Raw genomic sequence first — 13,994 nt, 5'->3', positions numbered from 1 at the left:
ACGCATGAGGATCGATAGCCTGGCAAGCCGGGCCCGTTCAATCGGGCGCGGCTTTGCCGTTGCTGCAGGTGCCGGAACGGCGGCCGGGATGGCGGCCTTCGGCTACGGTTTGTGGGAGAAGAACCAGTTCGTCGTCCGCGAGGAGACCCTGGCCATCCTCCCGCCCGGGCGCAACCCGTTCCGCATCCTGCATGTAAGCGACATCCACTTTGTGCCGGGGCAGCAGAAGAAGGCCCAGTGGCTCGCCTCCTTGGCGGACCTGCAGCCCGACCTGGTGGTGAATACCGGCGACAACCTCAGCCATGTGAAAGCCGTGGACCCGCTCCTTTCTGCGTTGAAGCCGCTGCTGCAGTTTCCGGGTGTCTTTGTTCCGGGCTCCAACGACTACTTCGCTCCAACGTTCAAGAACCCCGCGTCCTACCTGCTGGGACCCTCCAAGGCCTCGCCGAAGCCGACTGCACTGGATTGGCCGCGTCTCCGGTCCGGGTTCGGCATGGGCGGCTGGGTGGACCTGACCAACCGCCACCAGTCCTTGATCCTGAACGGCATGCGCTTCGACTTCTCCGGCGTTGACGATCCGCACCTGAACCGCGAGCGGTACGCCGGCTGGCCCCGCGGAACGGTCAACCAGGACGCCAACGACCACCTCAAGGTCGCGGTCATCCACGCCCCGTACCAGCGGGTGCTGGACCACTTCACGGAAGCCGGCGCGGACCTCCTGCTCGCCGGCCACACGCATGGCGGCCAGTTGTGCATCCCGGGGTACGGTGCCGTCGTCGCCAACTGCGACCTGCCCACCTGGCGCGCGAAAGGCCTCAACGACTGGTCAAACAACGGGCGCACGACGCCGGTCAACGTCTCCGGCGGCATCGGCACCTCGCGCTTCGCCCCGGTAAGGATCGCCTGCAAGCCGGAGGCGGTCCTGCTGACGTTGACCTCCCGAGGGTGACCAGCACATTACGGACTGCAATAACTGGGCAAGCCGGCCGGCCGGGCGGCGACCCCTGTGAATCGTCTCACCCCATGGCATAGGGTAGTTGCTAGAGGAAACTACATTCGTTTTAGAGCTTGAGAAGCGGGCATGGCCAAGCAGACTCCATTTTTCAGATCAATCAGCCGTCTTTATCCGCACGTCCGGCCCATCTTCCCCCGGCTTCTGCTGGGGCTTCTTTGTGCGCTGGCGGCAAGTATCGTTGCCCTGACCATCCCCCAGGTACTGCGGGTCCTGGTCAATACGGCATTGCAGCCGGGGGCTACCACGGACGGGGTGTGGATTTCCGCCGGCGTCATCCTGGTGCTGGGCATCGCAGAGGCCGGGCTGGTGGCGCTCCGCCGGCAGTTTGTCATCAACCCCGCCACCACGGTGGAAACCAGGATGCGGGTATCGCTCTACGACCACCTGCAGGAATTGACCGTCTCCTTCCACGACCGCTGGGGTTCGGGCCAGCTGCTGTCCAGGGCCATGACGGACTTGAACTTCCTCCGCCGATGGATGGCCTTCGGCGCCATCATGCTGGTGGTCACTACCCTCACCGTGATTATCGGGATCGTGGCCATGTTCGCCATGAGCTGGCAGCTGGCGCTGATCTTCCTGGCCGCCGCCGTGCCCATCACCATCAACAGCTTCAGGTTCCGCACCCGGTTCAGCAAAGTGGCGCGGCGCAGCCAGGACCAGGCAGGCGATCTTGCCACCACGGTGGAGGAATCGGTCCACGGCATCCGCGTGCTCAAAGCGTTTGGCCGCAGCCGTGAAGCCCTCGAGAATTTCAACGAACAAGCCGAGGAACTGCGCCAGACGGAAATCGAGAAGGCGCGCCACCAGGCCGCGTTCACCATGGTGGTCACCCTGCTCCCCGAACTGGCGCTGGGATCCGGCCTGGTGGTGGGCGTCATGCTGTGCGCCAGCGGCCAGCTGAGCATCGGCTCCCTGGTGGCGTTCTTCGCAACGGCCGCCGTCATCGCCTCGCCCGTGGAATTTTCCGGCATGCTGCTGGCCATGGCACTCACGGCCAAGACCGCCGTCGACCGCCACTACGAAGTGATGGATACGCAGAACACCATCGCCAGCCCCGCCGAAGCCCGCCGCCCGGGTGAGCTGGCCGGCGCGCTGCGCTTCGACAACGCAACGTTCGCCTTTGAGGACGCGCCGGACAAGCCGATCCTCAAAGACATCAACCTTGAGGTGCGGCCCGGCGAAACCATGGCCCTCGTGGGCATCACCGGCAGCGGCAAGAGTGCGCTCATCCAGCTGGTTCCCCGCCTCTACGACGTCACGGACGGTGCCATCAGCATCGATGGAGTGGACATCCGCGACTTCGACGTGGAGGAACTGCGCAGGATCGTCGGGGTGGCCTTCGAGGACACCACGCTCTTCTCCAATTCCGTGCGGGACAACGTCCTGCTCGGCGCGCCGGTACGCAGCGACGAGGTCCTGGAGGAGGCCCTGGACGTGGCGCAGGCGCATTTCTCCCATTCCCTGCCACAGGGCGTGGACACGCTGATCGGCGAGGAAGGCCTGAGCTTGTCCGGCGGCCAGCGCCAGCGCATTGCCCTGGCACGCGCCATCGCCGCCCGTCCACGTGTCCTGGTCCTGGATGATCCCCTCTCAGCCCTGGACGTCCACACCGAGGAACTGGTGGAAGCCCGCCTCCGCGAGGTGCTCAAGGACACCACCACCCTGATCGTGGCCCACCGGCCGTCCACGGTGGCCTTGGCCGACCGGGTGGCACTGCTGGAGGACGGCCGTATCACCGACGTCGGCACGCATACGGAGCTGCTGGCCCGCAACCAGCACTACCGGTACGTCATCGCCAGCCTGGACCGTGAGCCGCGGGACCTTGACTCCGAGCTGTCAGCGCTTGAGGACCAAGCAGAGGAAGTGACCCGATGAGCACGGCAACGTTCGGCACCGCCAACGAAGACAACGCCCACCTCAGCAAGAGCGACAGCAGGGCGGTCCGACGACGGTCGCTCGCCTTGCTGGGGTCGCTGATCCGGCCGGTGCGGGTACGGTTCTGGCTGACCATCGCCATGGTGGTCCTGTCCCAGGCAGCCCGGGTGGCAGGCCCGGCACTGATCGCCTTCGGGATCGACCATGCACTCCCGGCCCTCCGGTCCGGGGACAACCTCCCGCTGGTGTTTACCGGCGTCGCCTACCTGCTGGCGGCCATCGCGACGGCGGGCCTCACCGCCCTGTATGTCACCTCCACCGCACGGCTCAGCCAGGCCATGCTGCTGGACCTGCGCGTCCGCGTCTTCCGGCACACCCAACGGCTCAGCCTGGAGTTCCACGAGAAGTACACGTCCGGCCGGATCATTGCCCGCCAGACCTCGGACCTGGAGGCGCTGCGCGAACTCCTCGATTCCGGCGTCAGCTCGCTGGCCTCCGGGATGCTCTTCATGGCGTTCACCGCCGCCACCATCTTTGCCCTTGACTGGCGCAGCGGCCTGCTGGTCCTGGCCGCCGGCGTGCCCATGTTCTTCCTGGCCCGCTGGTACCAGAAACATTCCCAGATCGCCTTCCGCGAATCCCGCGTGGTTTCGGCACGGCTGATCGTGCACTTCGTGGAAACCATGACCGGCATCCGCGCGGTCAAGGCCTTCCGCAAGGAGAAGGAAAACTCGCAGACCTACGGAGACCTCGCCGAAGACTACCGCCTGGTCACCGTCCGCTCCATCAACCTCAACGGCATCTTCCAGCCGGGGCTGGTGCTGATCGGCAACGTTTGCGTGGCGGTGGTGCTGCTGTTCGGCGGATTCCGGGTACTGGGTGGAGACCTGGCAGTGGGCGTGCTACTGGCCCTCATCCTCTCCACCAAGCGGTTCTTCCAGCCCGTGGACCAGATGGCCATGTTCTACAACTCGTTCCAGAGCGCGCAGGCCGCGCTTGAAAAGGTGTCCGGGCTCCTCGAAGAGGTACCCACGGTCCGGCCGCCGAAGAACCCGGTCCCGCTTCCCCAAGCCACCGGTCGGATCAACTTCAAGGACGTGGAATTCCGCTACGGCGACGGGCCCGTGGTGGTGCCCCTCCTGAACCTGGATATCCCGGCCGGTCAGACCGTTGCCCTGGTGGGACAGACCGGTGCCGGCAAGTCCACCCTGGCAAAACTCATCGCCCGGTTCTACGACGTCACCTCGGGAAAGCTGACCTTGGACGGCGTGGACCTCCGCGACCTGGCCACCACCGACCTCCGCCGGAACATCGTCATGGTCACCCAGGAAGCTTTCCTGTTCAGCGGCTCGGTGGCGGACAACATCGCACTGGGCCGGCCGGAAGCAACGCGTGCCGAGATCGAGGAAGCAGCCAAGGCCGTTGGGGCGCACGACTTCATCCTGGAACTCCCCGAAGGCTACGACACCGACGTCAACAAGCGCGGCGGCAGGGTTTCTTCCGGGCAGCGGCAGCTGATCAGCTTCGCCCGGGCCTTCCTGGCGCGGCCGGCTGTGCTGATCCTGGACGAGGCCACCTCGTCCCTGGACATCCCGTCGGAGCGGCTGGTGCAGGCCGGGCTGGCCCGCCTGCTCGCCGGGACGGAGGCTGCGCGCAGGACGGCTCTGATTATCGCGCACCGGTTGTCCACGGTTGAGACGGCTGACAGGGTGCTGGTGGTGCACGACGGCCGGATCGTGGAGGACGGCACGCCTGAGGAACTGATCGGCGGCGGCGGCCGCTTCGCGGACCTGCACGGGGCGTGGAAGGATTCCCTGGTCTAAGCCGCCGGCCGCGCCCCGGGCATCCGGATTTCGCATCGGGCCCCGCCATCGGCTATCCTTGTAAAGTTGCTTTTGCAGCGGATCGGGATGTAGCGCAGCTTGGTAGCGCGCTTCGTTCGGGACGAAGAGGTCGCAGGTTCAAATCCTGTCATCCCGACCATAACGAAAAGAGGGTCTCCATTGGAGGCCCTCTTTTCGTATCTCTATTTGGTTACGCCCCCGCCGGGAACCGCCGCCAAAAGGTACGGCTCCTTAAAAGGAACAGCCCCGGAGCAACTGCTCCGGGGCCGTCCTCGCCTCCTGGATGAGGAAGCTGTTTATGCAGGGTCAGGCCAGTTGCCCACGTACGTGGTGACGGTAGTAGTAGTAGTCGTGCTGGTGCTCTTGTCCTTCTTCACCTTTGCGGAGGCGGGGTCAGGCCAGTTGCCTACTGCTACCGACACACTCGAATTATCGGCGACGGAGCCTGAGGCCAGGACAGCCGGAGCTGCCGCGGAAAAAGCCAGGGCCCCGGCCAGGACGGCCGCGGTTGCGATCTTCTTGAACATATAAGTTCCTCAATACGAGTCGGATTCGTTACAAAGCCAGCACTGTCCTTGTTGACACACATTGTAAAATATTTTCCACAGGGGCTGTCAAGCATCCATCGGCCCCACTTGTCCAAAAGGAGGATACGCGTGGGCAACGGGTTCGGAGAAAAGCTCCGCGCGGAGCGCCTTGAGCGCGGACTGACACAGGCCGAACTGGGCAAGGACCTGTACTCACCAAGCTATATTTCACTGCTGGAAACCGGCCGGCGCGAACCGACCGCGGAAGTTATCGAGGAACTTGCGCGCAGGCTGGAGCTGGCGCCGAAGGCCCTGGAGGCCTGGAGCCAACCCATTTCCGTCAGCGACGCCGAATATGTACTGGCCGGCCTCTACGCCCGGCAGGCGTGGGACCTGCGCGATTACCCCTTGGCGGCAAGCCACGCGGCCACGGCCGCGAAGATCGCCCTCGAGGGGCGGAACACCAGTGCGTGGTGGAACATGACGTACATGCAGGCCGAGTGCCTGATCAAGCAGGGCAACTGGCGGGAAGCCCAGAAGATCATGCAGCACCTGCTGGAGCATCCGATGGCCAGGGAATCGGCAGGGCTTGCCGTCCGGGCACACCAGATGCTCGCCGGAATCTACCAGGGACAAGGCCAGCTGAGCCTCGCGGTGGACCAGGGAATCCAGGCGGTGGACCTGTGCAGGCAGCTGCCCAAGGGATCCACCCTGATCATCAACGCCCACCACGCCCTGATCGGTGCGCTGGCCGAAAGCGGACGGCTTGATGAAGCCTGGGGGTATTGCCAGGCCATGATCGAGCACGTGGACGAATTCTCGATGAGCCAGCTCGCCGGCGAGGTGGCCTGGGTGGTGGGAAACGTCGCCTTCATGCGGCACGACTACACGGAAGGCGTAAAGCACCACGAGCGGGCAGCCCGGTTGCTCTCCCCTGCCAATGACATCGGGCTGTGGGCCCGGTTCAACAAGGCATCAGCGGCGGTGCGGCTGTCCTCCGGAATCGTCGAGCCGGAAACCCTGTCCGCAATCGAACGTGCCGAGTTGGCATTGTCGATCGTAGGTGGAAACAAGTCCGACCAGCTGGAGGTGGCGTTCATCCGTGCCCGCTGGCTGTACCTGACCGGGGACATCGTGGCCGCCGTCGAGAAACTCCGCGAAATCCACGCCGAGCGCGCAAGCCTCGCCAAGCACACGGCCGGTGAGGTCTCACTTCTCCTGGGCAAGTCGCTCAAGGCTGCCGGTGACACCGACGAAGCGCTGGTCCACCTGGAGGAAGCCCAGAAGGCCTTTGCCGCGGCAGGCGCCCAGGACCGGGTCCAGCAGGCTTTGGACGCGATCCTTGAAATCAAGCTGGCCCAAAAGCGCGCGGCAGCGGCGGCGAAAGCCAGCTGACCAAGCCAGGCGAAACCCGCGTCAACGGGTCCACCTGGCTTAGCCACGGGTCAGGAGAATTTCTTTCCGGTGATCTTCTCGTACGCTTCGACGTACCGGCTGCGGGTGCGCTCCACCACGTCGGCGGGCAGCGCCGGTGGCGGGGTGTCGGATGACCTGTCCCAACCTGACTCGGCCGAGGTCAGCCAGTCCCGCACGTACTGCTTGTCGTAGGACGGCTGGGCCTGCCCCGGCTTGTAGGTTGCCGCATCCCAGAACCGGGAAGAATCAGGGGTCAGCACCTCGTCGCCCAGGGTGATGGACCCGGAGACGGCGTCATAGCCGAACTCCACCTTGGTGTCCGCCAGGATGATGCCGCGTTCCCGCGCCACCTTCTCCGCCGTCGTGTAGATCTTCAGGGTCAGCTCGCTCAGGCGGGCAGCGATGTCATCCCCCACCAGCGCCACCACGGCGTCATAGGTGATGTTCTCGTCGTGCTCGCCGATCAGTGCCTTGGCCGACGGGGTGAAGATGGCGTGCTCCAGCCGGGATCCATCCACCAGCCCCTCCGGAAGCGGGATATCGCACACCGTCCCGGACGCCTTGTACTCCAGCAGCCCGGAACCCGTGAGGTAGCCGCGGGCAATGCACTCCACCGGGAACATGTCCAGCTTCTTGCAGATCATGGCCCGGCCTTCCACTGCGGCAGGCACGCCATCGTCCACCGTGGACCCGAGCACATGGTGCTCAACGCCCAACTGGTCGAACCACCAGAGGCTCAGCTGGGTGAGGATGCGGCCCTTGTCCGGGATCTCGCTGGAGAGCACGTGGTCATAGGCGCTGATGCGGTCGCTGGCCACCACCAGGACGCAATCCTGGCCCAGGCGCTGAACGATCGATTCGTCGGCCGGTTCGTAGAGGTCGCGCACCTTGCCGGAGTAGACGTGCGTCCATCCCGGCAGGTCCAGGGTGTCGGCGGCGTAGCCGCGGTTCTCTGAAGTTCCACTCATGTCAGGCCTTCGCTTTCACTACGGGCAGAGATCCGGTGGCGCCGTACGGCACTTTGATTTCCCCGCGGGCGGCCTTGCGGCCAATGTCGCTGCGGTACTGGGAGCCTTCCAGCTGGACCAGCTCGACGCCGTCGTAGGCTCGTTCCCGAGCCTCCACCAGGTCGCTGCCGAGGGCGACGACGGCCAGGACGCGGCCGCCGGCCGAGACCACCTTGCCCTCGTCATCCAGGGCGGTCCCGGCGTGGATGACGTGCACACCCTCGAGGGCGTCCACTTTCTTCAGCCCGCGGATGCGGTCACCGGTGCGGGGAGTGCCAGGGTAGTTTTCGGAGGCCACGACGACGGCGACGGCTGACTCCTTGGACCAGCGCAGCTCTTCTGCCTTGTCCAGTTCGCCTTTGGCGGCGGCCATGAGCAGCGCACCCAGGGGGGTCTTGAGCCGGGCGAGGACCGCCTGCGTTTCGGGGTCGCCGAAGCGGACGTTGAATTCGATGACGCGGGTTCCGCGGGAGGTGAGGGCCAGCCCGACGAAGAGCACGCCCACGAACGGCGTGCCGCGGCGCGCCATTTCGTTCACGGTGGGCTGCGCCACCCGGTCAAGGACTTCCTGCACGAGGCCCTCGGGGGCCCAATCGAGCGGGGTGTAGGCGCCCATGCCTCCCGTGTTGGGGCCGTCGTCGTTGTCGAAGATGCGCTTGAAATCCTGGGCAGGCGAAAGGGCTACCGTGTTGTGCCCGTCGCAGAGGACAAAGAGGGAGACCTCGGGGCCGTCCAGGAACTCCTCGATCACCACGGTTCCGCCGGCATCGAAGCAGGACTGGGCGTGAGCCAGGGCTTCGTCCCGGTTGCTGGTGACCACCACGCCCTTTCCGGCGGCCAGGCCATCGTCTTTTACGACGTAGGGCGCCCCGAAGGTGTCCAGCGCGGACTCGGCTTCCTCGGAGTTGGTGGCCACCATGGCCATGGCCGTGGGAACGCCTGCCTCCGCCATGACCTCCTTGGCGAAGGCCTTCGACGCCTCAAGTTGTGCTGCTGCCTTGCTGGGGCCGAAAACGGGAATGCCGGCGGCACGCACGGCGTCGGACACGCCGGCGGCCAGCGGAGCCTCGGGGCCCACCACCACGAGGTCAACGGTGAGCCGGACAGCCAGTTCGGCAACAGCCTGGGGATCGTTGCCGTTGATGTCGTAGGTGGGCACCAGCTTGCTGATACCGGCATTGCCGGGCGCCGCGTGGACTTCGGACACGTTGGGGTCGGCAAGCAGGGAGCGGACAATGGCGTGTTCGCGGCCTCCGGGGCCAATGACGAGTACCTTCACAGTCTCCAAGGGTACTTTGTGCACCCTTCCCGCTCCTAAGCTGTGACCTTCGCGGCCCGCCCCGTCAATCCGGATTCCCCGCCGCTCCGAACAACCACCATGACAAAGCTTCGGAACCGCATGACAGGACCCTCCGCACTGGCCGCGCTGGCAGGTGTGGTGGCAGCCGCCGTCGTACTTGCCGTTGCGGAGCTGATCGGCGCATTCTTCACCGCCAGGGCAACCCCGCTGTTCGCGCTGGGGTCGACCTTTATCGACTTCACTCCGCCCCGGCTGAAGGACTTCGCAGTCACCACGTTCGGCACGAACGACAAGGCGGCGCTGTTCGTGGGCATGGGCGTGACCATCGCGCTGCTCGCCTGCGTCCTGGGCATCGTGGCCTACCGGAAATGGGTGCTGGGCGTCCTCGGCGTCCTGTTCATGGGCGCCGTGATCGTTGCATGCGTCGTGACCCGCGCGGGCGTCAGCGGGGTGGACGCCATCCCGTCCGTGCTGGGAACAATCGCGGGCCTGGTGGTCCTTCGCCTGCTCATGGCGCCCCTGTGGCGGCTGAAGGAGAGCAAACCCTGGCCGGAAGCGCCGGCGGACCAGGCAGCCGACGCCGATGCCCGGCTTGGGCACGAAGGATCCAGCCGTCGTCGTTTCTTCGCTGCGGCCGGGATCACCGCCGTGGCAGCCGGCATCGCCGCCACGGGCGGCCGGTTGCTGGGGGCGGCGCGCAACAACGTCGCCAAGGCGCGCGAAGGGCTCACGCTGCCCGCACCTGCCAAGGCCGCAGCCGCCGTTCCCGCCGGCGTGCAGTCGCCCGTCCCGGGGGTAACGCCGTGGCTGACGGACAACGCCGATTTTTACCGGATCGACACGGCGCTGAGCGTCCCGGAAATCAACGTCAACGACTGGGAACTCCGCGTGCACGGTCTGGTGGAGCAGGAAGTCACCCTCACGTTCCAGGACCTGCTGGACGCCAGCCTGATCGAATCGCACGTCACGCTTACCTGCGTCTCCAACCCGGTGGGCGGCAACCTCGCCGGAAATGCCAAATGGCTGGGCATGCCCATCCGCGACGTCCTTGCCCGGGCCAAGCCCAAGGACGGGGCGGACATGGTGCTCTCCAAGTCCATCGACGGCTTCAGCGCCTCCACTCCCCTGGAGGTCCTGCAGGACGGGCGGGACGCCATGCTGGCCATCGGCATGAACGGCGAGCCGCTGCCGTTGGAGCACGGCTACCCGGTGCGGATGGTGGTCCCTGGGCTCTACGGATTCGTCTCCGCCACCAAATGGGTGGTGGACCTGGAGGTCACCCGGTTCGCGGACAGCAAGGCCTACTGGACTGAGCGGGGCTGGTCCGAACGCGGCCCCATCAAGACGATGGCGCGCGTGGAGGTTCCCAAGTCCTTCGCCAAGGTTCCCGCCGGAAAGGTTGCCGTGGGCGGCACGGCCTGGGCCCAGACCCGGGGAATCACCAAGGTGGAAATCCAGATCGACAACGGGGAATGGACAGAGACGGTCCTCTCCACGGAAGCCTCCACCGTAACCTGGCGGCAGTGGTCCTACGAGTGGGATGCCACGCCGGGCCCGCACTACATCAAGGTCCGTGCCACCGACGGCACCGGGCAGGTGCAGACGGACCAGCGCGCCGATCCCGTCCCTGACGGTGCGTCGGGCTGGCAGTCCGTGATGGTGACCGTCCAGTAGGGCGGCAGCCGGCTGCGCCCATGGGTGGAGGCAGGTGGCCCGCCGGTGGCCTCCCATCCGCAGGCTGGACCATAGACTGGCACTATGCCGCATAATCCGCATGCCACCTTCACCGTTGACTCCGCCGTCGAACTGGCCGTGATCGAACGCAGCGGCTTCGTGGAGTCGCGGCACATAGGAGCCGCCGTGCTCCTTGCGGCCGACGGTTCGGTGGTCACCGAGCTTGGCGACATCAACACGCCCATCTACGCCCGGTCCACCCTCAAGCCGTTCCAGGCGCTGGCCTCCATGCAGTCAGGCGTACCGCTGCGGGGCGCCCAGGTGGCCATCGCGTGCGGCAGCCACACCGGTTCGCTGGACCACATGGATGTGGTGGCGGGCATGCTCAAGGCGGCGGGCGTGCGTGAAGACCAATTGCAGTGCCCGGAAGCCTGGCCGGAGGACGAAACGGCCCGGAACTGGCTGGTCCGTTCAGAGAAGGGTAAGTCGCGGCTGGCGTACAACTGTTCCGGCAAGCACGCGGCCTTCCTTTGGGCGTGCACCGAGAACGGCTGGGACACGCACAGCTACCTGGAGCCCAACCATCCCTTACAGCAGCGCGTTCGCAGCGTCGTCGAGGAATACGCCGGCGAGCGGATCGCCCACCTGGGCATCGACGGCTGCGGGGCGCCGGTGGCCGCGGTTTCGTTGAAAGGGCTGGCGCGCGCCTACTCCCAGCTGGCCAAGGCCCCCGGCGACCACAGCTTCAGCGCCCGGGCCGCCACGATTGCAACGTCAATGCTCGACTACCCCTGGGCGGTGCAGGGCCGGGGAGAGGCCAACACCCTGGTGATGGACGAGCTGGAAATCATCGCCAAAATCGGTGCCGAAGGCGTCCTGGCGATGGCCACACCCCAAGGCGTCTCAGTGGCCGTCAAGATCCTTGATGGAAACGTCCGGGCAACCTCGCTGGTGGCCCTCACCCTGCTCGCGGCCGCCGGTGCCGTGGAGATCCCCGGAGTCGCCAGCGCCCTGGAAAAAGTGGTGGCACCGGTGCTTGGCGGCGGCCGCCCGGTAGGGAAGATCCGGCTGGGTCCGGCAGTTTCCGCGCTCCTGGACTAGTGGCAAAACCCCTGACAACGCCAAAGGAAGAATGAAAGCATGGCCACAGCCCGCCGCCGTATTGATGTCCACGAAGGCAAAGCAGCAGTGACGGCATGGCTGGAAGGCGCCGGTTCGCCGTCCGGCGCTCCCCTGCCGCGGACCGTCCTGGCCACGGCCGTGCGGTATTCCCTGGAGGAAGTGACCGCCCGGGCGCCGGGAAACTCCGTGGAGGTGCGCGTGCCGCCGTTTGGCGTCACCCAGTGCGTGGAGGGCCCGCGGCATACCCGTGGCACCCCGCCGAACGTGATTGAGTGCGACGCCGGCACCTGGCTGGCGATGGTCACCGGCCAGCTGGCGTGGGCAGACGCAGTCGCTGCGGGCAAGGTGGCAGCCTCGGGCCTGCGCGCTGACTTATCGGCCCTGCTGCCCCTCTAGTCCTGCTTCAACGCCCGAGTGCCTGCCGCGGGTGGTGACGCGCGGCCCCGCGGAGGACTCCGCCGCGGAGATCCGGGCCGGGTGCGGGACCGAATTCTGCAGCTTCGTGGACAGGGCAGCCACTACGGCGAAAGCAAACGCCGCCACGGCAATCAGGACCGACATCACCGCAACCGTGGCGTAGCCGGCTGTCCGCGGGTCCAGGAACGGATAGGGGTACCAGTCCACGATGGGGCCGCGGATCAGGCTGTAGACCAGGTACAGCAGCGGAAAAGCCAACCACACCAGGGATGTCCGGACCGGAATCCGCTCCCGCGGGAGGTCCACCAGCCAGTCGATCACCATGACGGTGGGAACGGTGTAGTGCAGCACCACGTTCACCCACGGGATGGGGGTGTTGACGTCGATGTCGCTCAACAGCAGGCTGTATGTGATCCCGGTGATGGTCATGTACACGGTGGCCGCGCCACGGAGGAGCTCAAGCCACCGCGGGCTCTCGCCCTTCCAGGCGAACCAGCCGGAGATCCCAAGGGTCACGAAGGCGATGATGTTGGACTCGATCGTGAAGTAGCTGAAGTAGTTTGCGGCGCTGGCGCCCGGGACGTTCTGCACCAGGTGCAGCAACTGGAACATCACCGCCACGAACCCCAGCAGCGCGAACCAAAAGCGGAAAAGTGCAAGTCCCCTGTTTGCAGTCATGTGCCGATCCTAGGCCCTGGGCGGACGGCCGCCCCGCCACGGCTGTCCGGCGTGCCTACCCGCGGCCGATGAAGGGCATGCCGGCCGCGGTGACCACCACGGAGCCGACGCTGGCCGAAGCAGGCATGTTGGCCATCATCAGTACTGCGCGCGCCGCGTCCGCCACCGGGAACATCGGTTCCACCTTGCGGCTGCCGTCCGCCTGCAGGGGCCCGGAACCGACGCCGATGGTGTCCATGATGTCGGTGGCCGTGTTGCCAATATCGATCTGTCCGCACGTGATTCCGTAGCCGCGGCCGTCCAGCTCAATGCTTTTGGTCAGCCCGGTTATCGCGTGCTTGGTGACTGTGTAGGCCACGGTCCGCGGCCGCGGCGAGTGGGCGGAGATCGATCCGTTGTTGATAATCCGGCCGCCCTGCGGTTCCTGCGCCTTCATGGCCCGGACCGCGGCGGCCGCGCACAGCATTGACCCGGTAAGGTTCACTGCCACCGTGGCGTTCCAGTCTTCCAGGCTGATTTCGTCCACGCCGGCGGACGGGCCGAACACCCCGGCGTTGTTGAACAGGACGTCCACGCGCCCCCACTCTTGGCGGACGGCCTCGAAAAGCCGTTCGACGTCGTTGGGCCGGGTGACGTCGCAGGGCACCACCAGGGCGTCCGGGCTGCCGTCCGCCGCCTCCTTCAGCTGCGCCTCGCGCCGGCCTGCAAGCGCCACGCGGTAGCCGTCGGCCAGCATCTGCCGGGCGACCTCCCGGCCGATGCCGGACCCGGCCCCGGTGACGACGGCGACGCGGACGGCGGGGTGGGGAGTGTTCATTCGGTTGTCTATGGGGCTGCTAATCACGTTCGCTTCGCCTGATCCGGTCATAATTGCATACTACTTCCCCGGTACCATAATCTCGAATAGCAAAATTGTTTTCTCACAATACGAAAACAAGCCTGATGCATTTCGACGATGAAAAGAGGCTGCCGTGGCTGCAGGAGAAGATACCTCCCATATCCTCAGCGGGTTGACTAACCAGCTGCCTGATCGTGATCCGGAAGAGACTGCCGAGTGGGTTGAGTCCCTGGATGCGTTGATCAGGGAACAGGGCACCGAGCGTGCCCAATACATCATGC

General features: G+C 66.0%; 12 protein-coding genes and 1 tRNA gene. 8 read left to right on the top strand and 5 right to left on the bottom strand.

Annotated features, from left to right (window positions below; genetic code table 11):
- Positions 1-4 precede the first annotated feature (4 nt).
- From AB4Y79_RS00065 to AB4Y79_RS00050, 4 genes are all read left to right on the top strand, one after another.
- Complete coding sequence (locus AB4Y79_RS00065) at positions 5-949, top strand: metallophosphoesterase (protein ID WP_441857552.1); 945 nt, start codon at positions 5-7, stop codon at positions 947-949.
- A 132-nt stretch (positions 950-1,081) separates the two neighbouring features.
- Positions 1,082-2,890: an ABC transporter ATP-binding protein gene (locus AB4Y79_RS00060; protein ID WP_441857550.1), complete on the top strand. Its 1,809-nt coding sequence runs from the start codon at positions 1,082-1,084 to the stop codon at positions 2,888-2,890.
- Positions 2,887-4,713 (top strand): ABC transporter ATP-binding protein, encoded by a 1,827-nt coding sequence (locus AB4Y79_RS00055; RefSeq protein WP_441857548.1) that lies wholly within the window; start codon positions 2,887-2,889, stop codon positions 4,711-4,713. The genes AB4Y79_RS00060 and AB4Y79_RS00055 overlap by 4 nt, the downstream gene beginning before the upstream one ends.
- A gap of 83 nt (positions 4,714-4,796) precedes the next feature.
- Positions 4,797-4,873 (top strand) — tRNA-Pro (locus AB4Y79_RS00050).
- Positions 4,874-5,030: 157 nt separating this feature from the next.
- On the opposite strand, the gene AB4Y79_RS00045 is transcribed toward AB4Y79_RS00050, so the two are convergent.
- Complete coding sequence (locus tag AB4Y79_RS00045) at positions 5,031-5,261, bottom strand: hypothetical protein (RefSeq protein ID WP_308929837.1); 231 nt, start codon at positions 5,259-5,261, stop codon at positions 5,031-5,033.
- Positions 5,262-5,390: 129 nt separating this feature from the next.
- On the opposite strand from AB4Y79_RS00045, the gene AB4Y79_RS00040 reads away from it, so the two are divergent.
- Complete coding sequence (locus tag AB4Y79_RS00040; RefSeq protein WP_441857546.1) at positions 5,391-6,656, top strand: helix-turn-helix domain-containing protein; 1,266 nt, start codon at positions 5,391-5,393, stop codon at positions 6,654-6,656.
- Positions 6,657-6,706: 50 nt separating this feature from the next.
- Here the strand turns inward: AB4Y79_RS00040 and AB4Y79_RS00035 are convergent, their stop codons facing one another.
- Positions 6,707-7,645 (bottom strand): phosphoribosylaminoimidazolesuccinocarboxamide synthase, encoded by a 939-nt coding sequence (locus tag AB4Y79_RS00035; protein WP_441857544.1) that lies wholly within the window; start codon positions 7,643-7,645, stop codon positions 6,707-6,709.
- 1 nt (position 7,646) lies between these two features.
- Positions 7,647-8,963 carry a phosphoribosylamine--glycine ligase gene (gene purD, locus AB4Y79_RS00030; protein ID WP_441858284.1) on the bottom strand — a complete coding sequence of 439 codons (1,317 nt, stop codon included), beginning with the start codon at positions 8,961-8,963 and terminating at the stop codon, positions 7,647-7,649.
- Positions 8,964-9,062: 99 nt separating this feature from the next.
- Between purD and AB4Y79_RS00025 the strand changes: the two genes are divergently transcribed.
- The 3 genes from AB4Y79_RS00025 to AB4Y79_RS00015 all read left to right on the top strand — a co-directional run bounded on the left by AB4Y79_RS00025 (position 9,063) and on the right by AB4Y79_RS00015 (position 12,176).
- Complete coding sequence (locus tag AB4Y79_RS00025) at positions 9,063-10,658, top strand: molybdopterin-dependent oxidoreductase (protein WP_441857542.1); 1,596 nt, start codon at positions 9,063-9,065, stop codon at positions 10,656-10,658.
- 84 nt (positions 10,659-10,742) lie between these two features.
- Positions 10,743-11,759: an asparaginase gene (locus AB4Y79_RS00020; protein WP_441857540.1), complete on the top strand. Its 1,017-nt coding sequence runs from the start codon at positions 10,743-10,745 to the stop codon at positions 11,757-11,759.
- A gap of 39 nt (positions 11,760-11,798) precedes the next feature.
- Complete coding sequence (locus AB4Y79_RS00015) at positions 11,799-12,176, top strand: sterol carrier family protein (protein ID WP_441857538.1); 378 nt, start codon at positions 11,799-11,801, stop codon at positions 12,174-12,176.
- Here the strand turns inward: AB4Y79_RS00015 and AB4Y79_RS00010 are convergent.
- Positions 12,153-12,875: a Pr6Pr family membrane protein gene (locus tag AB4Y79_RS00010; RefSeq protein ID WP_441857536.1), complete on the bottom strand. Its 723-nt coding sequence runs from the start codon at positions 12,873-12,875 to the stop codon at positions 12,153-12,155. The genes AB4Y79_RS00015 and AB4Y79_RS00010 overlap by 24 nt on opposite strands.
- A 55-nt stretch (positions 12,876-12,930) precedes the next feature.
- Entirely contained in the window at positions 12,931-13,692 is a 762-nt protein-coding gene (locus tag AB4Y79_RS00005; protein WP_441857534.1) for an SDR family oxidoreductase, read from the bottom strand.
- Between the last annotated feature and the right edge of the window lie 302 nt (positions 13,693-13,994).

This window comes from Pseudarthrobacter sp. YAF2 (assembly GCF_052113345.1).
Taxonomy (GTDB): Bacteria; Actinomycetota; Actinomycetes; order Actinomycetales; family Micrococcaceae; genus Arthrobacter.
Note: the sequence above shows the minus strand (reverse complement) of the source record. Positions and strands in the feature narration are given on the sequence as shown.